The following is a 23,830-nucleotide window of genomic DNA, read 5'->3' as shown; positions in this document are numbered from 1 at the left end:
GCACGTCTCTGTCCCGGTGGTGGGTGAGCTGGCGGCCCGGGTCGCCGGTTCGAGCTCAGTCGGCAGCGGAATCCCTCGCCGCGGTCGCCTTGTCCGCCGCGGCGAGGAAGTCGGCCACCAGGTCGGCGGTGTCCTCGATGCCGGTGGAGACGCGCACCAGCCCGTCCCCGATGCCGGTCGCGGCCAACTGCTCGGGGTCCACGATGCCCGCCCACATCGACCGGGGGTGCACCACCAGCGTGCTGACGCTGCCGAGGCTGGCCGCTCGTTTGGCCAGCCGCAGCCCGTCCAGCAGTGCGGCGGCTCCGGCCCGCCCGGCCCTCAGGTCGACGCTGAGCACCCCGCCGAAGCCGGTCATCTGCCGCCGCGCCAACGCGTGCTGCGGGTGCGAGGGCAGCCCGGGGTAACGGACCCGGGCCACCGCCGGATGCTCCTCCAACGCGTGGGCCAGGGCCAGGGCGTTGGCGTTGTGCCGCTCCACCCGCAGCGGCAGCGTACGGATGCCGCGCAGCAGCAGCCACGCGTCCACCGGGCCGAGGGTGGCGCCGGTGACGATGGCCGTCTGCCACACCCGCTCGACCAGCTCGGCGGAGCCGACGACCACCCCCGCCGACACATCGGAGTGGCCGCCGAGGAACTTGGTGCCGCTGTGCCAGACCAGGTCCGCCCCCACAGCCATCGGGCGCTGGTTGACCGGTGTGGCGAAGGTGTTGTCGACCACCACCAGCGCGCTGGCCGCGTGGGCGAGCTCCGCAACTGCGGTGAGGTCGGTCAGCTCCAGCAGTGGATTGCTCGGCGTCTCCACCAGCACGAGCCGCGTCCGCGGCCGGATCGCCCGTGCGAACGCCTCGGTGTCGGTCTGGTCCACCTGGGTGTACGACACCCCGAACCGGGACAGCAGGCCGGTGGCGAGCGAGGTGGTGCCGCCGTACGTGCTGCGCTGCACCACCATGTGGTCGCCGGCGGAGAGCAGGGCCAGCGCGATGGTGCTGACCGCCCCCATCCCGGAGGCGGTGACCAGCCCCGTCTCGGCGCCTTCCAGCTCGGCGACGACGGCGGCCACCTGGGCGTGGTTCGGGTTGCCGTAGCGGGTGTAGAAGGCGCTGCCCCGCGTCTCGGTGGCGATCGCGGTGAACTGCTCGTCGGAGTCGGCGCTGAAGGTGACGCTCTGCACGATCGGCGGCGCGACGGCTCCGCCCGGGACCAGTCCGTCGTCGCCGTGCACGGCGGAGGTGCTGAGACCGGTCATGACCGGGCCACCCGGTCCACCAGTGCGCCGTAACTGCCCAGCGTCACGAACTCGGGCAGCGTGAGGTCGCTGCCGTGACGCTGCCGCAGCATGGTGACCAGCCGCAGCGCGCGCAGTGAGTCACCGCCGGCGGCCGACCAGCCGGTCGCCGGATCATCCGGCGCGACCCCGAGCACCTCCTGCCAGGCCGCCGCCACCCGGGTCGCCCACGCATCGCCGGCCGCCTGCCCACCGCTGGCAACGGCGGGCAGCGGCGCCTGCGGGTCGGCCGCCAGCAGGCGACGGAAGCCGTCGGCGAACGCGTCGACCCGGTCCCCGGCGACGGTGCGGTGGTCGTACTCGAGGGTGAGGGCGAGGCGGCCGGTGTCCGCGTCCAGTTCGGCGTCGACGGCGAGGCTGAACGCCACGTCCACCGTGACGCCCCGACTGTCCACGATGCGGGGCCCGCCACCGACCGGGTCGTTGGCAAAGTGCGTCCAGTTGAAGAAGTGGTCGAAGCGGGGCCCGACCCCTCCGGCCCGGACGATCTCCGCCAGCGGAAAGCGGTGGTGCCCCATCATGTCGCGTTCGGCCCGCCACACCTCGGCCGCCAGCTCGGCCAGCGAACGGGTGCCCAGCTCCACACCGACCGGCAGGGTGTTGAGGAACAGCCCGAGGGTGGCGTCGCTGCCCTCGCCCTCCGGCCGCCCACCGACCACCAGTCCGCTGACCACGCCGTCGCGACCGGTGAGTTCGCCGAGCATCCGCAGGTGGATGGCGAGCAGCCAGGACTTGACGGGTACGCCGGCCGCCCGGGCCGCCTCGGTGACCGCGTCGGTGGTGCCGGCTCGCAGTGGCACCTGCTGGGTGGTGGTGGTCCGTGGGGCTGCCCCGCCGAGCAGCAGCGGCGGCACCGCACCGGGACCGTCCAGCCAGAACCGGCGGCTGGCCTCATCGGTCCGGGCCCGTCGCTCGGCGGCCACGTACTCCCGGAACGGCAGGCCGGGGCGGGCCGGATGAGAGGCGCCGGCCCGCTCCCGGTCGTACGCGGCGAGCAGGTCGGTGCGGAACAGGTGCAGACTCCAGCCGTCGAGGATGGCGTGGTACTCGGCGATGATCAGGGTGAACGCGTCGGCGTCCTCCCGGACGGCGTGCAACCGCAGCAGCGGCGGTCGGGCCAGGTCGAAGGGGCGTACCCGCTCGGCCGCCACGAGTTCGTCGACCCGGGCGCGGCGGGTCTGTGCGTCGACACCGGTCAGATCCGTCACCGGCACCTCGACCGGCACGTCGGCGTGCACGAGCTGCAACGGCTCGGAGTACGCGCCCAGCGCGAACCCGGTCCGCAGCACCGGATGGGCGGCCACCAGACCGGCCAGCGCGCGCCGCAGCGCGGGCGCGTCCAACGGCGCGGCGATCCGGTGCGCGGTGACGTTGTGGTACATCGCCGGGTCGCCGGTCAGCTCACAGTGGTAGACCATGCCCTGCTGGAGAGTCGTCATCGGGTACGCGTCGGCCAGCCCGGCGGGCAGCAGCTCCCGGTCGGCGGCGGCCACCAGAGTGAAGCGTCCGGCCGCCGGGACTGACGCCGAGCCGGCCACCGCGTCGGTCCCGGCGACGGTGATCTCGCCGTGCGTGACCAGCTCGCGGATCGTCTGGTACGTGAAGATGTCGCTGAGTCGGAAGGACAGCCCTCGCTTGTTCGCGGCGACCTGCATCTGGATGCTGCGGATGGAGTCGCCGCCGAGCGCGAAGAAGCTGTCCGTCACGCCGACGGTCGCCACCCCGAGCACCTCGCGCCACGCCTCGACGAGGATCTGTTCGGCCCGGTCGGCAGGCGCCACCACCGTGCCGCCGTGCGGCCGGTCGAGGCGGGGCGCGGGCAGCGCCGCCCGGTCGAGTTTGCCGTTGCGGGTCAGCGGCAGCTCGTCGAGGAGCACCACCGCCGCCGGGACGAGGTGGGCCGGGAGCCGGTCGGCCAGCCAGCCGGTGAGCCGCTCGTCGAGGGGCTCTGCCGTCGGCCCGGCCGGGACGACCACGGCCGGGCGTGGATCGGCGGCGTACTCGGGGCGTACGGCGTGCAGGGTGTGCCGGTCGGTGCCGATCAGCAGGTCGTCCTGCCGGGTCACCACGTCGAAGCCACGCGCCTCGAAGGTGGCGACCAGCTCGGCCAGTCGGCCCTCGGTGTCGGTGCCGGGCGCGTCGTGCACCTCCATGGCGACCTGCGCGACCAGCGGCCAGTGTCGATCCTCCAGCCCGGCGAGCACATCCGCCTCGGCCCGCTGTACGTCGATCTTCAGCAGGTCGATCCGTTCCGGGGCGAGCTCGTCGAGGAACGCCGACAGCGGCCGGACCGGCACTGTGATTTCCCGGCCGGCGAAGCGTTCCGCGAGGAGTTCGTCGACCCGGTCGAGCAGCACCTCGCGGTCGGCGCCGGCGTCGCGTTCGTTGGCGAGGAACCGTTTGATCACCGCCACCTCTGCGTCCGGGTCGGCGTACGCGGCGTGGCCGGACATCATCGAGTAGCCCGGGTAGTAGGTGAAGGACACCTCCCCGGCCGCCCGGGACAGCCCGACCGCGTGCACGGTGGCCGGTACGCCGAACTCGGCGACGTTGCGGCGCAGCAGGTCGGCAACCGACGGCACCGGTTCGAACGCGTGGATCGTGGCGTCCGGGCAGACGGCGTTCACGAACAGCGAGAACATGCCGATGTTCGCGCCCACGTCCAGGACGGTGGCCCCGGGCCGCAGCACGATGCCGTCGCGCAGGTAGACCTGCTGGACGAAGATCTCGTCGTACAGGTAGCGGGTCTCGTGGGGGTTGACCCCGGCGATCCGGTCGACGTCCACAGTGGTCGGTGCGTCACCCGGGCGGACGTAGGCGACGAGCCGCTCGCCGTGCCCGTCGTCGTCGCGGGCCACCACGGCGGCGTCGGCCACCTCCGGGTGCTCGCGCAGAGCGGCCGCGATCTCCCCCGGCTCCACGCGGAACCCGTGGATCTTCACCTGGTCGTCGAGCCGACCCAGGTAGCGCAGCCGCCGGTCGGCGTCGAAGCGGACCCGGTCGCCGGTGCGGTACACCCGCTCGGTGCGCCCGGACGGCAGCGCCACGGTCACGAACCGCCGGACGGTGGCCTCCGGGTCGCCCCGGTAACCGTCGGCGAGCTGCGGGCCGCTGACGCAGAGTTCACCGGCCACGCCTGGCGGCACCGGGCACAGCTGCTCGTCGAGCACCCACACCGCGACGCCGGGCAGGGGCGGGCCGATCGTCGGGGCCTCCCCGGCACGCACGTGCGCCGCGGTGGTGTCCACCGTGCACTCGGTCGGGCCGTACAGGTTGACCGCCCGGACGTCGGGCAGCGCGGCGACTGTCTCCCACAGGTCGGGTGCGATCGCCTCACCGCCGAGCAGCAGCAGGCCGGGAAGCCGGATGTCGCCCGCCCCGGCGAGCAGGATGCGCAGCTGAGAGGGGGTCAGGTCGAGCACGTCGACGTCGTGGTCGGCCAGCGTGGCGGCCAGTGCCGCCCCGTCCCGGCGGACCTGCTCGGGCACCAGGTAGAGGCTGCGGCCGCGGCCGAGCTGCACGAGCTGCTTAACGCTGGCGTCGAAGGTGAGCGGGGCGTTCACCGCCACCCGCAGACCGGGGCGGCTGTCCGCGTACACCGCTTGCTCCAAGGCGTCGGCAAGGTGCGCGGCGGCGCCGTGCGACACCTGCACCGGCCGGGGTGTGCCGGTGGAGCCGGACGTGAAGATCACGTACGCCGGGTCGGTCGGGGTCGGCACCGCGGCGGGCGGGCGGTCGCCGGTCGCGACGAGGTCGCCGACGGTCACGGTCGCCGCACCGCCGTCGCCCACGACGACCTCCGCGCCGACCGCGCGGATCTGCGCGGCGAGCCGCCGGGGCGGGGCGTCCGGGTCCAACGGCACGAAGACCGCCCCCGCGCGCAGCACGCCGAGGAACGCCACGACGGTGTCCCGGGACCGGTCGGCCAGCACGCCGACCGGGGCGCCGGACAGGCCGCGCGCGGCCAGGGCCCCGGCCACCCGCGCGGCCCGTTCCCGCAGCTCACCGACCGTGTACGCGCCGTCCGCGTCGACCACCGCCACGGCCTGCTCGTCCATCCCCGCCAGGCCCGCGTCGAAAAGGTCCACGAGGGTACGCGCCGACGCCTGCGACGGTGTTCCCGCCGCGTCGGTCAGCCAGCGGCCCTCGGCGTCGCCGAGCACCGACGGCGCGTCGGCGCTGGAGAGCGCGGCGGGCAGGGTTCGCAGGACCGCCAGCAGCGCGTCGAGCAGCCACTGGCCGCCGACCACGTCCAGGGTGACCCGGTCGCCCTCGGCCAGCACTGTCAGCTGCGGGCCGGCCGCCGCCGGTGGGGTGTCGATCTCCACCGTGATGCCACCGAGCCCGGCCACAGTGGCCGGCGCGGCAGCCGGGGGCACCGCGAAGCCCGCCACCGCCCCGGACTGCTCGTCCACCGGGTCGACCAGGTGGAACGTGTCGTCGGCGGTGCTCTCGGCGGCGCGGACGAGGGTCAGCAGGTCGGCGGGCGCGGTGGGCAGCGGCAGGGCCAACCGGAGCGGGCAGTAGCCACCCAGCGGACCCACCACCTCGCCGGTGCCAGCGGCATGGCGGCCGTCGCTCCACCGGGCCAGCACCAGGTCCACCTCGTCGGCGCCCTCCGGCGCCTCGGCGCGGCGGGACACCGCGAGCGCCCATGCGGCCAGCAGCACGGTTTCCGGCTCGACACCGGCGGCCCGCGCCACGTCGGTCAGCTCGGCGGCGGAAAGGGTCGCGGACACCACGGCGGTCGGGTCGTCCCCGTGCGGGGTGACCAGTCGGGCGGTCGGCGCGGTCGGCGCGGCGCTGGCCGGTGCCTGCTCGCGCTCCTCAAGCTGCCACTCGGCGACGTCGAGGAACTGCAACGCCTCCGGATCCTGCGGCAACGCCTCGCCGGCGTACGCCCGAGCCAGGTCGGCGAGGACCAGACGCAGGCTGGCCGGATCGGCGATCAGCGGGGTGGCGGTCAGCTCCAGCGCATCGTCGGTGAGGGTCACCGACAGCTCACCCTGCGCGCCGACGGTGACGCTGCGGTCGTCGTCGACGTCCTGCATCGGCACCCGCAGACCCGGATGGTGCACCAGGGTCAGACGCAGCGCCTCGTGTCGGGCCACCACCGCGTCCAGGGCGCTCTGCAACCGGGCACGGTCCAGCGGGCGGTCCAACCGCACCCGCGCCCGGACCAGATCCTGCTTGGCCGACCAGGCGAGCCGCTGGACGGGGGACAGACGGTAACCGTTCACAGAACGCTCCGGTTGACGTAGAGGTCGGACATGGCGACCAGGATCTGCCGGTCGCCGCTGAAGGGTTCGCGACCGTGGGTCGCCAGGAAGTTGTCCACCACCAGCACGTCGCCGCGCTGCCAGGGAACCGACACCGCGTGTTCCCGATACAGCTCGCGCAGCCCGGCGACCACCTCGTCGGGGATCGGCTGCCCGTCACCGAGATACGCGTTGCGGGGCAACCCGTCCGGGCCGTACTCGCGCAGCAGCGCGCCGGACACCTCGGCCGGCATGTTCGACACGTGGAACAGGTGGGCGTGGTTGAACCACACCGTCTCCCCGGTACGCGGATGCGTGGCGACCGCCTGCCGCCGGGCCCTGGTTCGCAGGCCGTCGGAGCCGAGCCAGGTGAACTCGGTCGCCGAGGCGTGGCAGTACGCCTCCACCTCGGCCCGGTCGGTGGTCTGGAACGCCTCCTGCCAGGGCAGGTCCAGGTGCGGGCCGTAGTTGCGCACGTAGCTGACCCCGGAGCGGAGGAAGAGTTCCCGCACGTCGGCGGGGATCAGCGGGGTGATGACCCGTTCGCTGGCCAGCGGGGTGGCCCCGCCGCTGCCGGTGGCCGGCTGCGCGCACCAGAAGTAGAGGTAGCTGGGCCAGTTGTGCGAGTACGACATCTCGTGGTGCAGCGGGATCCACTGCTCGGCGTTGAACTCGGTGGAGGTGAAGACCCGGTCGGCGACCTCGTGCCGGGGCGCGGCCCGTTCCAGGTAGCCGAGCAGGTCCGGGCTGACCGCCCGGGCGGCCTGGCTGAAGTCGTCCGGGGTGCGCACCTCGAAGCCGCGGAAGAACACCGCCCCGTACTCGTCCAGGTCCCGGAGCAGCTCCTCGCGCCTGCCGGCGAGCCAACCGGCAAGGTCGAGGTCGGGCACGGCGGCCTCGACGAGCAGCACGAACCGGTCGTCCACGAGCACCCGCCGGGACACCGGCGAGCTGACCGTACCGGTACCGCGTCGACGCGGCGCCGGGCCGCTCATGCCCGGTCCCCGGTCGGAGCCGGCATCGGGTGGCTCGCCTCGGTCAGTTCGGGCGCGGCGGTCGGATCGGACATGGCAGTGAGGATCCGCCGAGGCGGGGTGAACGGATCCCGGGCGTGCGCGGCCAACATGTTCTCCACCAGCAGCACGTCCCCGCGCTGCCAGTCGAAGGAGCGGGTCTCGGCGGCGTACGCGGCCCGCAGCTCGGCCAGCACCTCGTCGGAGATGGGCGTGCCGTCGCCGTACGCGGTCTGGTAGGGCAGGTCCTCCTCGCCCAGGGCGGCCCGCAGCCCTGCGCTGACGTCGTCGGGCAGGGAGGTGACGTGGAAGAACAGCGCGTGGTTGAACCAGGTCCGCTCGCCGGTGACCGGGTGGCGGCGTACCGCCGGGCGGACCTGCCGGGTGCGCAACTGCCGCTCGCCGACCCACTCCACGTCGATCAGCGCGCGGGCGCAGTACGCCTCGACGTCCTCCCGTCGTTCGGTCTGGAACGCGGTCTGCCAGGTCAGGCTGATGCCGGGCAGGTAGTTGCGCCGGTAGAGCACCCCGCGCCGCTCGAACTCGGCGACGGTCTCCGGGCGGAGCCGGGCGAGCACCCGGCGGCTGTCCGCAAGGGGGGTACGCCCACCCGCGCCCGGCGCCACCTCGCAGTGGAACACGATCCGCAGGGGCCAGTTCACCGTGTACGACTGCTCGTTGTGCAGCACGATCGGCTGGTCGGCGGGGTGCTCGGTGGAGGTGTACACCCCCTCGGTGACCTGGCTGCGCGGCGAGGACCGTTCGCCGTAGCTGAGGACCTCGTCGGAGAGCGCGGCCATCACGGTGCGGAAGTCCTCGGCGCCGGCCACGGCGAAGCCACGGAACAGCACGGCCCCGTGCCGGCGGGCCAGCTCGTCGACCTCGTCGCGGCGTCCGGCCAGCCAGCCGGCCAGATCCACGTCGGGTGTGTTGGCCCGGATCAGCGCCGGCAGCGGGCCGCCGGGCCAGTCGGGGTGGACGTCCACCAGGTTCCGTTCACGGCCGCGACGGGGAATGCTCCGCGCGACCCGGGTCTGCTCAGTCATCTCTCGCTCCCAGGGTGTCGACGCAGTCGGCCAGACTGCGTCGGGGGTCGGCGGCGGCGGTCCGCAGCAACGCCGTGAACCGGCGGTGCCAGGTGACCACCCCGTCGTGGTCGAACAGGTCGGTGCGGTACGTCCACAGCGCCGCCAGCCCGTCCCGCCGCTCGTCGAGCCAGAGGGTCAGGTCGAGGCGGGCGGTGTCCGGGGTCAGTTCCTCGCCGGTGAACTCGACACCGGCCGCGGTGCGGTGTCGGGCCGGTGGGGCGTTCTGCACGCCGAAGGCGACCTGCACCAGCGGGGTGCGGTGCGGCTGGCGGGTGGGCCGTAGCCGCTCCACCAGCAGGTCGAAGGGCACCTCCTGGTGGGCCGCGGCGAACAGGGTGACCCGGCGGGCCTCGGCGAGCAGGTCGGCGAAACCACGTTCCGGCGCGGGGCGCAGCCGCAGCGGCACTGTGTTGACGTAGCAGCCGACGCTTCGTTCTGCGGCGACACTGTTCCGGCCGGCGAAGGCCACGCCGATCAGCAGGTCGTGCCGGCCGGTGGCGGCGCCGAGCACTGTCGCGAAGGCGGTCAGCCCGACCATGTGCAGGCTGACCCGTTCGGCCCGGGCCAGTTCGCGTACCGCGTCGGCGGTTGGGGGGTCCACTGTGGTCCGCAGGGTGGCGCCGGACGGCGACCGGTCCGGTCGGGCCTGCGCCGCGCGTCGGTCGAGCCGGCCCGTCGCGGGCAGGTCGAGCAGGTCCGGTGCGCCGCGCAGCTCGTCGAGTTGGTCGGCCAGCGCCCGCCGTCCCGCCGGACCGGCCAGCCAGTCCCGCTGGGCCAGGGCGAACGCCGCCGGGCCGGCCTCCGGGGGCTCCGGGGCCGTTGCCGCGACGTTGTCGTACGCGTGGGCCAGCTCCCGCACGATCAGGCCGAACGACCAGTCGTCGCAGACGATGTGGTGTACGACGAGCAGCAGCGCCGCCGCACGGCCGGTGGTGTCCGGCACCAGGTGGGCGCGGAGCAACGGTCCGGTGGCCAGGTCCATGGGGGCCCGGGTGGCCTCGACGGTGAGCCGGGTGAGCCGCTCGTCGAGCGGGGCGCCCGGTTCGGCCGGCGCGACGAGCGGCGGCGGCCCGGCGCCGGGGAGGACGTGCTGCACCGGCCCGTCCGGCCCGACCGGAAACACGGTGCGCAGGGCCGGATGCTTCTCGACCACCCGACCCAGCGCCCGGGCCAGCCGGTCCGGGTCCATCGGCGTGTCGAACCGCACCGCGAAGGCCAGCAGGTACGAGGTGTCCGCCGGGTCGAGCCGGTGCAGGAACCACAGCCGGGTCTGTGCGGCCGACAGCGGCGCGGGGCCGGCCGGTGCCGGGCGGACGGGTTCCCCGAGCGGCGTCGGGTCGACGGCCAGCCCGTCGAGGTGGGCCGCCAACGCGCCGACGGTCGGGTGCGCGAAGAGGTCGCCGGCGTGGACCGGCCGGCCGGTCGCGGCGGCCAGCCGGGTGGCGCAGCGGACGGCGAGCAGGGAGTCCCCGCCGAGGGTGAGGAAGTCGTCGTCGGCGGTGGTCACCGGCATGCCGAGCACCTCGCGCCACACGGCCGCCACCTCGGCGAGCATGCCGTCGAACGGTCCGGCGTCGGGCCCGGCGTCGCCGCCGAGGGCGGGGGAGGCCAGTGCCGAGCGGTCCACCTTGCCGTTGGGCAGGGTGGGCAGCCGGTCCAGCCAGACCACCGTCGCGGGGACCAGCGGCGCGGGCAGCGCCTCGGCCAGCCGGGCCCGGACGTCGTCGCGCCGCTCGCCGACCAGGTAGCCGACCAGCAGCGGATCCCCGCTCGGCCCTTTCCGGACGGCGGCGGTTGCCTCGCGTACGCCGGGCAGGGCCGCGAGGCGGGCGGAGACCTCACCCAGCTCGATCCGGTAGCCGCGCAGTTTCACCTGGTCGTCGAGTCGGCCCAGGTAGGCCAGTTGCCCGTCCGGGCGCAGCCGGACCCGGTCGCCGGTGCGGTACATCCGCTCGCCGGGGCGGAACGGGTCGGGCAGGAACCGGGCCCGCGTCTCTTCCGGGCGGTCGAGGTAGCCCCGAGCCAGGCCCGCCCCGGCCAGGTGGAGTTCGCCCGGATCGCCCGGCGGGACCGGCCGCCCCTCGGGGTCGAGGACATAGGCCCGGGTCTGCGGCAGGGGCCGGCCGATCGGCGGGTCCCCGCTGTCCGGCGGCACCTCCGCCCAGGTGGAGTAGGTGGTGTCCTCCGACGGGCCGTAGAGGTTGCAGAGCCGGCGGACGTGCGGACGCGCCCACACCCGGGCGGCCAGCGCGGCGGTGAGCGGCTCACCGGCGAGGCAGACCGTCCGCACGCTCGCCGGCAGGGCGTCGGCGGTGAGCAGTTCCCCCATCGCGGAGGGCACGGTGTTGACCAGTGTGACGGGCAGCCGATCCGCGCCGGGGGCGGCGAGGGCCAGCACGTCGTTGACGAGCAGCACCCGCCCGCCCCAGCAGAGCGGGCCGAAGATCTCGAAGACGGACAGGTCGAAGCAGACGGAGGTGGCGGCGAGCAGGCCGCCCAGTTCGGCGTCGTCGAAGGTCTGCCGGATCCAGTGCATGAGCACCGACGCCGAGCGGTGCTCGATCGCTACGCCCTTGGGCCGCCCGGTGGAGCCGGAGGTGTAGATGACGTACGCCAGGTCCGTCGGGCTCGTCGGCACCGCAGGGTCGGTGCCGTCCCCGGGCAGGTCCAGTCGGTCGATCGGGACGGCCAGGTCGGGGAACCGGTCGGCGAGGTCGGCACGGGTGAGCACCAGCCGGGCCCCGGAGTCGGCGGCCATGAAGGCCACCCGGGCCGGCGGGTACGCCGGGTCCAGCGGGACGTAACAGGCGCCGGCCTTGAGTACGGCGAGCAGGGCGACCACCAGTTCGGGTGTCCGGGGCAGGCAGACGCCGATGCGGTCCTCCCGGCTCACCCCGCGCGCGAGCAGGACCCGGGCCAGCCGGTTCGCCGCCTCGTCGAGATCCCGGTACGACCACGTGCGGTCGGCGTGCCGTACCGCCTCGGCCTCCGGGGTTCGGGCGGCCTGCGCGGCCACCATCCGGTGCAGACAGTCGACGTCGGCTGGTACGCCGGTGGCGCGTCGGTCGACGGTTCGGCGGGTCGGGCCGGCGGGCCGGGCGGGGGCGCTCATCGACGACCACCGCGCCCGCCCACCGGGACCGGCTCGGCCCGCGGCGCGCCCCCAGCACGGTGCGCCGCGAGCCGTCGGTCGGCCTCGGCCTGGAGGCGGTCCTTGTCGGCGACGATGACAGTGCCGGGGTCGTTGTCGGGCAGTTCGTCCTCGACGTGGCGGATCGGTCGGTAGGCGATGCCGACGGCGGCCAGGGCGAGCGAGCAGAGACCGGCGACGATCGCCGCGAGGGCCATGCCGCGGCCCGGGCCGGTGCCGACGACAGCGGCCAGCACGCCGCCGGGCGACACCATCGGGGCGAACACGTGCTCGGCGAGCGGACCGGCAGTGAGGAAACCGGCCGGCACCATCAGCCAGGACAGCATCTGGCCCATCGAGAGCACCCGGCCCTGCAGCTCCAGCCCGACCTTGGCCTGCACGATGGCCAACCAGTGCGTGTTCACCAGGGCCGTGGCCAGGCCCATGCCGAACAGGCCGAGGGCCGGGAACAGTGGGCTCGGGCGCAGGCCGACAGTGAGCAGCGACGCGCCGAGGAGCACGACGCTCGCCAGGATGCCGGTGGTCCGCCGGGCGGTGCCGCCCCACACTCCCATGAGGACCGAGCCGACGAGCATGCCGACGCCGCTGGCGGCGAGCACCCGGCCGAGCACCGCCGGGTCACCGAACGACAGGGTCAGCGGGGTGACCAGGACCTCGACCAGGGCGAAGAAGTAGTTGAGCGACGCGGTCAGCACGACCAGGGCCACCAGGCCGTGCCGGCGCACGATGAACCGCCAACCGCCCAGGACCGCCCGCCGGAAGGTCTCCTCGCGCCGGACGAACAGGGTGTTCGGGAACCGGACCGACAGGGTGACGGTGACCGCGACGGCGAAGGTGAGCAGGTCGATGATCACGACGCCGCGCAGCCCGACCGCGATGACCAGCGCACCGCCGAGCAGCGGCGCCAGCACTGTGCTCGTCGCGGTGCCCAGGGACACGATGCCGTTGGCGCGCCCGTAGTACCGCTTCGGTACGAGTTGCGTGACGGCCGCCAGGTAGGCGGGTAGCTGGAAGGCGGTCGCCACGGCGGTGACGGTGATGGCGGTGAAGACGTGCCAGAGCTGGAGTTGGCCAAGCCACAGCAGTAGGGCGAGGCTCACCGTGCCGGTGGCAGCCACGCAGTCCGCGACGATCATGATGAGTCGCCGGTCCCACCGGTCGGCCAGCGCCCCCGCGATGGGGGACAGCACCACGGCGGGCAGCAGCGCCAGGACGGTGGCCGTGGCGAACAACGAGACCGACCCGGTCTGCTGGTACACCCACAGGCCCATGCCGAAGCCGGTCAGTCCGCTGCCGATCAGAGAGACGAGCTGACCCAGGGCGATCAGGTAGAACACGGTGAGGCTGGGCATCGCCCGACGTACGGAGGGTGGGGTGCCGTCCGTCGCCGGCACGACCACGGCGGCCGGCGGGGGCGCGGCGTCGGCTGGCGGAGTACCCGCGGCGGGCGGCGGCTTGGCGGGCGTCGCGTTCGACGGATCGCAGGTCGCCTGGATGATGCGCGCCACCTCGGCGGGTTGGTGCTTGGCGAAGTAGTGGCCGGCGCCCTCGATGACCTCCAGGGACACCCGGTCGGAGAAGAACCCCCACTCCAGGTAGCGCTCCTGGTACAGCTCGGTGGCCCGGTCGCCGCCACCGACCACGCAGACGATCGGGGCGGACAGTTTCCGGGGCAGACCGTTGTCGTAGACGTCGGTGTAGTAGTCCTCGCCCATGGCGGCGTCGGCCAGGACCACGCGCATCACGAAGTCCTTCTCCCGCTCGTCGAAGACCTCGGTGAAGAAGCCCATCGCCCGCAGCGACTCCAGGGTCCGGCGCTTCGACGTCCACCGCTCCGCCGGAAACCACTGCCGTAGCCAGCGGAACACCCGGCCGGGCAGCCGAGGGGCGGGGAAGTGGGCGCCGATGACCACGCCGGTCAGCTCCACACCGGCCGCCTCCAGCCGACGGCCCAGCTCCACCGCCTCGGCGCCGCCCATGCAGTGCCCGTACACCGCCACCGGACCGCTGATCCCCGCGACGACCTCGGCCACGCAGCCGTCCACCAGCTCGTCCATGCCCAGCAGGGGCTCGTCCGGGCGGTTCACGTCGTGCCCGGGGCGCTCCAGGGCGTACAGCCGCACGCCGGGCGGGAGGGCGTCCGCCAGCGGCTGGAAGGTGATCGCGCTACCGGCGGCGAAGGGTACGCAGACCAGCGTCAGCCGTGTCGGTGTCGCCGGTAGCGCCGGGGTCAGCTCGTGCAGCAGCCGCCCGGCGGACCCCCCGGTCGCGTCCAGGTGCTCGGTCAACGAGCGGATCGTCGGGTGGCGGAACAGGTCGAGGACGCTGATCGCCGGGTCGTTGCCGGCCAACGCCTTGATGGCCTTGAAGGAGTCGCCGCCGAGGTCGAAGAAGTCGTCGTCGATGCCGACGGTGTCGTAGCCGAGCACCGCCGCCCACCGCTTCGCCAGCGCCGCCCGCAGCGGGGTGTCGGGCGGTGCCGCGCCGACGCCGGCCCCGCCGCGTACCGGTGCTGGCAGGGCGGCCCGGTCGACCTTGCGGTTGGCGCTCAGCGGCATCCGGTCGAGCACCACGAACGCGGACGGGACCATGTAGTCGGGCAGGTAGGTGCGCGCGAACGCCCGCCAGGGCGTGGGGTCGGCGTCGAAGTCGGGTACGGGCTGCCCTGCCGCCACGCCGTCGGATCCGTCCCCGTCGGCCGCCGTTCCGGTGGTCAGCGTCAGGTAGGCCACGACGCTCTTCTCGCCGTCGTCCTCGCGGACCACCACTGCGGTGTCGCGGACCTCCGGGTGGCGGCGCAGCACCGCCTCGATCTCGCCCAGTTCGATGCGGAATCCGCGGACCTTCACCTGCGAGTCGCTGCGGCCGACGAACTCGATCCGGCCGTCGGCCAGCCACCGGCCGAGGTCCCCGGTGCGGTAGAGCCGGCCGGCGGAGAACGGGTCCGACACGAACCGCTGCGCCGTGAGGTCGGGGTCGCCGTGGTAGTCACGCGCCAGCCCCGCGCCGCCGAGGTACAGCTCACCCAGCACGCCCACCGGAGCGGGACGCAGTCGCGGGTCGAGCACGTAGGCGCGCACGTTGCCGATCGGGCGGCCGATGCTGAGGTGGGTGACGTCGGGTTCGAGGCGTTCCATGGTGGACCACACGGCGGCCTCGGTCGGGCCGTAGAGGTTCCACAACGCGCCGACCCGCTCGGCGAGCTGCCGGGCCAGCGGCGCGGACACCGCCTCGCCGCCGCACACCGCCGTCAGGCCGGGCAGCCTGGCCCAGCCGGACTCGATCAGCAGCCGCCAGGTCGCCGGGGTGCCCTGGGCCAGGGTGACCCCCTCCGCGGCGAGCAGCGCGGCCAGCCGCGGCGCGTCGTAACCGACGTCGCGGCCCACCAGCAGCATCCGCGCGCCGACGACCAGGGGCAGGAACAGCTCCGGTACGGACATGTCGAAGGCGAAGCTGGCCATCGCGAGCATCGTGCCGTCGCTGGTCAGACCGGGCCGCTCCCGCATGGCCGCCAGGGTGTTGACGATCGCGCCGTGCGTCACCCGGACGCCCTTGGGGTGGCCCGTGGACCCGGACGTGTAGATCACGTAGGCGAGATGGTCCGGCCCGGCCAGCGGCTCGGGGTCGGTCTCCGGCCCGGTGCCCGCACTCGCGTCGGTGCGCAGTACCTCGCCCGCGTACCCGGTGAAGCGGTCCGCCAGGCCCGGTTCGGTGATCAGGACGCTCGCATCGCTGTGCGTCAGCACGTACCGCTGCCGCTCGATCGGATAGTCGGGGTCCACCGGGACGTACGCGCCGCCGGCCTTGAGCACACCGAGCAGCGTGACCGGCAGGTCCTCGGAGCGGTGCAGGCAGACGGCGACAGTGCCGTCGGGGCCGACCCCGGCCCGGCGGAGCCGGTGCGCGAGCCGGTTGGCCCGGGCGTTGAGCTGGGCGTAGGTGAGCGTGGTGGTCCCGAACGTCACGGCCGGCCGGTCGGGGTTCGTGGCAACCTGGTGTGCGATCAGCTCGACCAGGGTCGGCGTTCCCCCGTCCCGACCGGGCGTGGCCCAGCCGAGCGGGGTGGCGGTGTCGTTCCACTCGTCGACGCGGCTCAGCTCGGCTGGGGTTAGGACGGCCAGATCCGCCAACCGGACGTCGGGGTCGGCGACGGCAGCGGCGAGCAGCCTCTCCAGGTGCCCCATCATCCGCTCGGCGGTGGCCGCGTCGAACAGGTCGGTGTTGTACTCCAACCGGAACCGCAGCCCCTCGGTCACCTCGTACGCGTACAGGGCGAGGTCCTGCTGGGCGATCCCCGGCTCGACGGCGAACTGGACCATCCGCAGCCCTGCGGTTCCCAGGTCCCGCCGCTCGGGCAGGTTCAGCAGGTTGAACATCACCTGGAACAGCGGGTTGCGGCTGAGGTCGCGGGGCGCGTCGACGAGGTCCACCAGCCGCTCGAACGGCACCTCCTGGTGGTCGTACGCGCCCAGGGCGGTGCGCCGGACCTGCTGGAGCAGCTCCTCGAACGTCCACTCGCCGTCGATCGAGGTCCGCAACGGCAGCATGTTGACGAAGAAGCCGACCATCGGCTCGAGTTCGGCGCGTACCCGCCCGGCGACCGGCGTGCCGATGCAGATGTCCCGCTGGCCGGTGTAGCGCCACAGCAGCGCCTTCAGGGCGGACAGCACCGTCATGGCCAGGGTGACGCCCCGGGTCTGGCTGAACCGGCGCAGCTCGTCGGCGGCGTGCGGGGACAGGACCCGGGTGTGCACCGCGCCGTGGAAGGTCTGCACGGGTGGTCGGGGCCGGTCGGTGGGCACCTCCAGGACGCTCGCCACCCCGTCGAGTTGCTCGCGCCAGTACCGCATGTCGTCGCTGTCGACGTCCGCCAGCCGGCCGCGTTGCCACCGGGCGTAGTCGCCGTACTGGACGGCCAGTTCGGGCAGCGGTGCGGCGCTACCGTCCGGGGCGGCGCCGTACAGGGTGGCCACCTCGCCGGCGACGATGCCGAGTGACCAGCCGTCGGAGACGGCGTGGTGCATGGTCATCGACAGCACGTGCCGGTCGTCGGCGATGCGCAGGAGCACGGCCCGGAACAGCGGCCCGCAGGCCAGGTCGAACGGGCGTCCGACGTCGGCGGCGAGGGCGGCGTGGGCCCATGGCGGCACCGCGTCGGCGACCGCCGGTTCCACGATGCTGCGGGTGGCCGGGGCCGTGTCGTCCTCGCCGGTCGGGGCGCACACGATCGGCAGGTCGACCGGGCCGGGCGGCAGCACCTGCTGCACCGGGTCGCCGTCGGGTCCGAGCGGAAAGACGGTACGCAGCGACTCGTGCCGCCGGGTCAGCTCCGCGAGGGCCCGGCGCAGCGCGTCGACGTCGAGGGTGCCGTCGAGCAGCAGTGCCGTGCCGACGGTGTAGGCGCTCTGCTCGTACGCCTGGTCGAGGAACCACAGCCGGTGCTGCCCGGAGGAGAGCGGCGCCGGCCCGGCGTCGGGCTCGGCGCGGGGGATGGTCGGCGCGACGTTGGGCCGCGGTGCGACGGTGGTGGTGGGTGCGGGGCCGGTCTGCGGCAGCGTGGCCGCGATCCCGGCGACGGTCGGCGTCGCGAAGATGGTCTCCAGCGGCAGCGCGACGCCGAGCCGGGCCCGCAGCCGCACGACGAACTGGGTGGCGAGCAGCGAGTGCCCACCCAGCTCGAAGAGGTTGTCGAGCGCCCCGATCGGCCGGATCCCGAGCAGCTCGCTCCACAGCTCCGCCACGATCTCCTGCCCGGGCGTGCTCGGCGCGACGTAGGCGGTGCTGACCGGCGGGCGGTTGCCGGCCTCGATCTGCCCGGGTGTCTCCGGAGCGGTAGCGCTCGACTGGACGGGTGCGGGCTGCGCGGTGTCGGGCCGCGACATCGGGTCCAGCCAGTGGCGGCGCCGCTCGAAGGGATAGCCGGGCAGGGCCAGGCGGCGACGGGGGCCACCGTGGAACGCCTGCCAGTCGACCCGCCCGCCGGACAGCCACAGCCGGCCCACCGCGTCGAGCATCGTGGTGAGGTCGTCGGCGTCGCTGCGCGGATGCCGCATCGCCGCGACCACCTGACCGGGCCGCACCCCGGCCAACCGGGTGAGGCCACCGAGGGCGTGCCCGGGGCCCAGCTCCGCGAGGACGACGTCCTGCTCGGCGAGCAGCGCTGCCGACTCGGCGAACCGGACCGGCTCCCGCATGTGCCGCACCCAGTACGCGGGGTCGGTGACCTGCCCGGGGGCGACCGGACCGCCGGTCAGGTTGGTCAGGTACGGGCGTTGCGGCTCGTGGTAGGTCACCCGGCGCGCGTGGTAGGCGAATTCGTCGAGCACCGGGTCGAGCAGAGCCGAGTGGTAGCCCCGGGTGACCCGCAGCGGCCGGCACCCGACCCCGTCGGCGGTCAGCCGCCGGCGCAGCTCCTCGATCGCCTCCGATGCGCCGGACAGCACGCACAGCTCGGGTGCGTTGACGGCGGCCAGCGACAGACCGCCCACCGCCAGCCCCGCCGCCGCCGTCTCCGGCAGACTCACCGCGAGCATCGCCCCGGCCGGGGTCCGTTCGACCAACTCACCGCGGGCGCTCACCAGCCGCAGCGCGTCGGCCAGGGAGAAGACGCCGGCGAGGCACGCCGCGACGTACTCGCCGAGGCTGTGTCCCACCATCAGGTCCGGGGTCACCCCGCGGGCGAGCAGCGACCGGGCGAGGGCGTACCCGGTGACGAACAGAGCGGGTTGGATCAACCCGGGCCGCGCGAGCAGCCGCTCCGCCTCCGGGTGGCCGTCGGGCTCTGGGCACAACAACGTACGCAGATCGAGGCCGAGGTCGTCGCGGAGCAGTTCGGCGCACTCGTCCACCACCGCCCGGTAGGTCCCCTCCGCGCGGTACAGGCCGGCGCCCATCGCCACGTGCTGCGCGCCGTGCCCCGGGAAGGCGAACACCAGGGTCCGACGGCCACCGGGATGAACGCCGGTGAACTGCCGTTGTGGCGCGTCGAGGGCGACCAGCGCGTCGGCGTGGTCCGTCGCGACGAGAAAACGGCGGTGGGTCATCGGCTGGCGCCGGCCCAGGTTCGCCGCCACGTCGGCGAGGTCCACGTCGGGGTGCGCGCCGACCCAGTCGCGGAGCTGACGCGTCTGCCGATCCAGCGACTCGACCGTACGCGCCGACAGGACCAGCAGGTGTGGCCCGGTGGCCGGCGGGGCCGGCGGCGCGGCGGCTGTGGCCGGCGGCTCCTCCAGCACGACGTGGGCGTTCGTGCCGCCCATGCCGAACGAGCTGACGCCCGCCCGGCGCGGGCCGTCCTCGCCGGGCCACGGTCGGGCGGTGTCGTTCAGGTAGAACGGGCTGCTCTCGAAGTCGATCGCCGGGTTGGGTCGACTCACGTTGATGGTGGGCGGCAGCGTACGGCTGTGCAACGCCATGATCGTCTTGAGCAGCCCGGCCACACCGGCGGCGGCGTCGGTGTGGCCGATGTTGGCCTTGGCCGAGCCGAGGGCGCAGAAGCCCTGTTCGTCGGTGCCCCGCCGGAACGCCTCGGTTAGGGCCGTCACCTCGATGGGGTCACCGAGGCTGGTGCCGGTGCCGTGCGCCTCTACATAGCTCACCGAGCGGGGCTGCACGCCGGCCGACGCGAGGGCGCTGCTGATCACCGCCACCTGGCCGTCGACGCCGGGCGCGGTGTAGCCGGTGCGGCGGGCGCCGTCGTTGTTGATCGCGGAACCGCGGATCACGGCGTAGACGGTGTCGTTGTCCGCGACCGCGTCCTCCAGCCGCTTGAGCGCGACGATGCCGACCCCGCTGGACGCGATGCTGCCCCGCGCGTCGGCGCTGAACGGCCGGCAGTGTCCGTCGGGGGAGTAGACCCCGCCGTCGTGGTAGAGGTAGCCGCGCCGCTGCGCCGGGAAGACGCTGACCCCACCGGCCAGGACCAGGTCGGACTCACCGGTCAGCAGGCTCTGCCGGCCGAGGTGCACGGCGACCAGGGAGGTCGAGCAGGCCGTTGCCACGGTGACGGCGGGGCCGGTCAGGTCGAGTTTGTACGCGACACGGCTGAGCAGGAAGTCCTTGTCGTTGTTGATGGACAACTGGTGTTCGCCGATGGTGTGCATCAGCTCCGGATGGCTGCTCAGGTTGTCCAGCAGGTACGTGCTGCGGCCCGACCCGGCGAACAGGCCGACCCGGCCGGCGTGGCCCGCCGGGTCGTAGCCGGAGTGCTCCAGCGCGTGCCAGGCGCACTCCAGCAGCATCCGGTGCTGCGGGTCGAGGGTCTGGGCCTCCCGGGGCGTGACGCCGAAGAAGGCGGCGTCGAACTCGTCGATCCCGGGCAGCCAGGTGCCGGAGCGGACGTACGCGGGATCGTCGAGCCGGGTCGGGTCGGCCCCGTCGGCCAGCATCTCCTCGACGCTGAACTCCCGCACCGACTCCACGCCGGCGCGGATGTTGTGCCAGTACTCGTCAATGGTCCGCGCGCCGGGGAAGCGACAGGCCATGCCGACGACGGCGATCAGGCCGCCGGGCTCGGCCGTGGTGCCCGTCCGCGGCCGGGTGGCGCGGGCCGTCGTGGCCGGGGCGACCGGGGCCTGCGCGCCGGTGGTGGCCGTGGTCAGGAACGCCGCCAGGGACTCGACAGTGGGGTTGCGGAACAGGTCGGTGACCGTGACGACGTCACCGAGCCCCTCGCGCAGTCGCTTGAGGACAGCCAGCAGGCGCATCGAGTGGCCGCCGAGGTCGAAGAAGTTGTCCCGCGTACCGACCTGCGCGACGCCGAGCACATCCCGCCACACGTCGACGACCAGTCGTTCGAGCCCGATCCGGGCGGCATCCCAGTTGGCCGGTCCGGGCGCGCCGGGTGCGCTCGCCGGCTGTTCGGGCGTCAGGCGACCCGGGTCCGCCTCGGCGCGCTGCCGGGGCACCTCCCGACCGGCGGCGGGCAGCGCGGCGACGTCCACCTTGCCGTTGCGGGTCAGCGGCAAAGCGTCGAGGAAGACGACGGCGGCGGGCACCAGGTAGGACGGCAGTTCGGCGGCGAGCGCCGCCCGCAGGGCCGCCGCGTCGGTCTCCGCCCCACCGGCTCCGCCGGCTCCGCTGGCAAAGCCGGCTCCGCCCGTCACGTACGCGACGAGGCGCGGGTCGTCCGGGTCGTCCCGGCGCAGCTGCACCGTCACGTCGCTGTCCGGCCGGCATCGGCGGATGGCGGCCTCGATCTCGCCGCACTCCACCCGGTAACCGTGCAGCTTGACCTGACTGTCGGTGCGGCCCAGGTATTCCAGGTTCCCGTCGGGACGCAGCCGCACGAGATCGCCGGTGCGGTACAGCCGGGCTCCGGGGGCAGACGAGAACGGGTGTGGAACGAACCGCGCCGCGGTCAGCGTGGGCTGGTGCAGGTAGCCGCGTGCCACGCCGGCTCCGCCGACGTACAGCTCGCCGATAACGCCCACCGGGACCGGGTTGCCCCAGTCGTCCAGCACGTACAGCTCGGTGTTGGCGATCGGTCGACCGATGGGGACCGACCCGTCGATCGGGGTGGACGGGTCGACTTCGTACGCGGCGCAGCCGACCACCGTCTCCGTCGGCCCGTACTCGTTGACCAGCGTGGTGTCGGGGGCGTGCGCCCGCCACGGCGCCACCTGGTCGGCGCGCAGATTCTCGCCGCCGATGACGAAGCACCGGGTGCGGCCGGCCATCTCGGCGGGGCTGAGCTGATGGTTGACGAGGTCGAGCTGAGCCGGGGTGATCTTGACCAGGCCGAAGGCCGGCCGCTGGTTGCGCAGCGCCTCGCCGAGTGCCTCCGGGCCGAGGTGTTCTCCGAGCATCAGCACGGTTGCCCCGCTGACCAGCGGGACGAGCAGGCTCGTGACGGTCAGGTCGAACCCGACCGACGAGTGCAGCGGAACGGTGTCCCCGGGCCGCAGCCGGTAGGCCTGGGCGGCCCAGCGCACGTAGTTGCAGACCCCCCGGTGGGTGACCATGACCCCCTTGGGGCGGCCGGTGGACCCGGAGGTGTGGATGACGTACGCGAGGTCGTCCGTCGAGGGCTCCGGCCGCCGTCGCGCTCGTCGCCGCGGACCGGCCGCCGCGCCACCGGGCTGCGCCGCAGCGACCGGCATGTGCTGGTCGGGCACCAGCAGCGCCAGTCCGTCGGGCACCAGGTGCGCCAGCTCCGCGCAGGTGAGGACGACCGGCGCGGCCGTGTCCTCGATCAGATACCGCAGCCGGGCGGGCGGGTTCGCCGCATCCATGGGTACGTAGGCCGCGCCGGCCCGCAGTGCGGCGAGCACCGCCACCGCGAACGGGACCGCACGCGGCAGCAGCACTCCGACCAGGCTGCCGATGCCCACGCCCCGCCCGCGTAGCGTCTCCGCCAGCGCCTCGGCAGCGGTGTGCAGCTCGTGGTAGCTCAGCGCGGTGTCCCCGTCGGTCACCGCCACGCCGTCGGGGTTTCGGCGCGCCTGTCGCTCGATCAGCACGTGGACCAGGTCGTCCGGCTCGGTGGGGGTGGCGGTGGCGTTGGCAGCCACGACGAGCTGCCGGTACTCGTCGGCGGTGAGCATCGCGGCCGAGCCGACCGGTGCGCCGGGCTCGGCAACCAGCGAGCGCAGCAACGTCTGGAAGTGACCGGCGAGGCGGGCCATCGCGTCGTCGTCGAACAGGTCGGTGCGGTATTCCAGCACGGTCCGCACACCGTCGGCGTTCTCCCGTACCGAGACGGTCAGGTCGAACTTCGCGGTGGTCCCGGGCACGTCGATCGGGGTGACCTCGATGCCGTCGAGGCTGGGTGGTGCCGTCTCACGGCCGTACACGAACATCACCTGGAACAGCGGGGCGAAGCCGGGCCTGCGGGCCGGGCGCAGCGACTCCAGCAGTGTCCCGAAGGGAAGCTCGCCGTTGTCCAGGGCGTCGCCGGCGGCGGTGCGCACCCGTGCGAGCAGCGTCTCGAACGACGGGTCGTCGTCCAGCCGGGTCCGGACCGCGACGGTGTTGAGCAGCAGCCCGACGAGCTGCTGCGCCTCGGAGCGCCGGCGGTTCGCCACCGGCGTTCCCACCACGATGTCGCGTTGCCCGGTCCAGCGTGCCAACAGGACGTGCAGCGTGGCGAGCATGACCATGTACGGGGAGACGCCGAGTCGTCGGCACAGCGCCAGCAGCCCGTCGGTGGGCACGTCCAGCGGGAACGACACTGTGGCCCCCGCACCGGACGGCACCGCGGGCCGGGGTCCGCGGGTGGGCAGCTCCAGGACGGCGGGCGCGTCGGCGAGTTGCGCGTGCCAGTGGTCGCGTTGCACCGCCGCCTCGGCCCCGGCGAGCCAGTCGCGTTGCCACGCCGCATGATCGCGTTGGTCGACGACGACCGGGCCGAGGTCAGCCGGCCGTCCGGTGCGGTGCGCGGCGTAGAGCCGCTCCCACTCGTCGTGCAGGATGCCGAGCGACCATTCGTCGACGGCGACGTGGTGGAACGTCAGCAGGAGCACGTGCTCCTCGGCAGCGAAGCGCAGCAGGCTGGCCCGCAGCACCGGTCCGCGTTCCAGGTCGAGCGGGTCACGCGCCTCCGCGTGCATCCGGGCCTGCATCTCCTGGTCGCGTTGCCACGCGGGCAGTCCGCCCAGATCGTGCACCCGCAACAGTCCTGGTTGCGGCTCGCCGACCACCTGGACCAGGCGCGGCGCGGCGTCGTCGACCTCCGCTGGCCCCGAGCCGGGCCCGCCGGGTGCGAGCGTGGTGCGCAGCGCGGCGTGCCGGGCCACCAGGGCGTCGAGCGCCCCGGCCAGTGCCGCCACGTCCAGTGGCCCGACCAGCCGGTACGCCAACGGCACCAGGTAGCTGGCCGGATCGGGGTCGAGACGGCTCAACGACCACATCTGGCGTTGCTCGTGGGTGGCCGCGACCAGGGCGCCGGCACTGTCGCGGCGGCGCGGCACGACCGGCGTCGCCTGCCGGGGCCGCATGACGTCGGTCATCGCGTCCGTCTCCTTCGTGATGCCAGCAACGGCCGGATCCGCCCACGCGGCGGCCCGGTCCAGCAATGGCTCCTGACTTCGCAT

Annotated in this window: 6 protein-coding genes; all 6 read right to left on the bottom strand. The window is 74.0% G+C overall.

All coding sequences use genetic code 11. The features are described from left to right. Nucleotides 1-55 precede the first annotated feature (55 nt). Genes AC3CF1_RS07215 through AC3CF1_RS07190 form a run of 6 tightly spaced genes read right to left on the bottom strand, consistent with a single transcriptional unit; the run spans nt 56 to nt 23,830 of the window. Nucleotides 56-1,249, bottom strand: a complete 1,194-nt coding sequence (locus AC3CF1_RS07215) for a trans-sulfuration enzyme family protein (RefSeq protein WP_488449885.1) — start codon at nt 1,247-1,249, stop codon at nt 56-58. Further along, nucleotides 1,246-6,528, bottom strand: coding sequence for an amino acid adenylation domain-containing protein (locus tag AC3CF1_RS07210; RefSeq protein ID WP_488449884.1), 5,283 nt, complete (start codon nt 6,526-6,528; stop codon nt 1,246-1,248). Before AC3CF1_RS07210 ends, AC3CF1_RS07215 begins: the two co-directional genes overlap by 4 nt. After that, the gene (locus AC3CF1_RS07205) at nt 6,525-7,541 is read right to left on the bottom strand and encodes a TauD/TfdA family dioxygenase (protein ID WP_355163162.1); all 1,017 of its coding nucleotides are present in this window, start codon (nt 7,539-7,541) and stop codon (nt 6,525-6,527) included. Before AC3CF1_RS07205 ends, AC3CF1_RS07210 begins: the two co-directional genes overlap by 4 nt. Further along, nucleotides 7,538-8,605 carry a TauD/TfdA family dioxygenase gene (locus AC3CF1_RS07200; protein WP_088948944.1) on the bottom strand — a complete coding sequence of 356 codons (1,068 nt, stop codon included), beginning with the start codon at nt 8,603-8,605 and terminating at the stop codon, nt 7,538-7,540. Before AC3CF1_RS07200 ends, AC3CF1_RS07205 begins: the two co-directional genes overlap by 4 nt. Further along, on the bottom strand, nt 8,598-11,759 hold the full coding sequence (locus AC3CF1_RS07195) for an amino acid adenylation domain-containing protein (protein ID WP_488449883.1): 3,162 nt from the start codon (nt 11,757-11,759) through the stop codon (nt 8,598-8,600). Before AC3CF1_RS07195 ends, AC3CF1_RS07200 begins: the two co-directional genes overlap by 8 nt. Continuing rightward, nucleotides 11,756-23,830: an amino acid adenylation domain-containing protein gene (locus tag AC3CF1_RS07190; protein ID WP_488449882.1), complete on the bottom strand. Its 12,075-nt coding sequence runs from the start codon at nt 23,828-23,830 to the stop codon at nt 11,756-11,758. Before AC3CF1_RS07190 ends, AC3CF1_RS07195 begins: the two co-directional genes overlap by 4 nt.

This window comes from Micromonospora sp. MGP-C2, assembly GCF_057766525.1.
Note: the sequence above shows the minus strand (reverse complement) of the source record. Positions and strands in the feature narration are given on the sequence as shown.

Excerpts from the sequence above, each read along its gene's own strand:
- AC3CF1_RS07215 (WP_488449885.1), bottom strand. The coding sequence starts at position 1,249 with ATGACCGGTCTCAGCACCTCCGCCGTGCACGGCGACGACGGACTGGTC.
- AC3CF1_RS07205 (WP_355163162.1), bottom strand. The coding sequence starts at position 7,541 with ATGAGCGGCCCGGCGCCGCGTCGACGCGGTACCGGTACGGTCAGCTCG.
- AC3CF1_RS07200 (WP_088948944.1), bottom strand. The coding sequence starts at position 8,605 with ATGACTGAGCAGACCCGGGTCGCGCGGAGCATTCCCCGTCGCGGCCGT.
- AC3CF1_RS07195 (WP_488449883.1), bottom strand. The coding sequence starts at position 11,759 with ATGAGCGCCCCCGCCCGGCCCGCCGGCCCGACCCGCCGAACCGTCGAC.
- AC3CF1_RS07190 (WP_488449882.1), bottom strand. The coding sequence starts at position 23,830 with ATGCGAAGTCAGGAGCCATTGCTGGACCGGGCCGCCGCGTGGGCGGAT.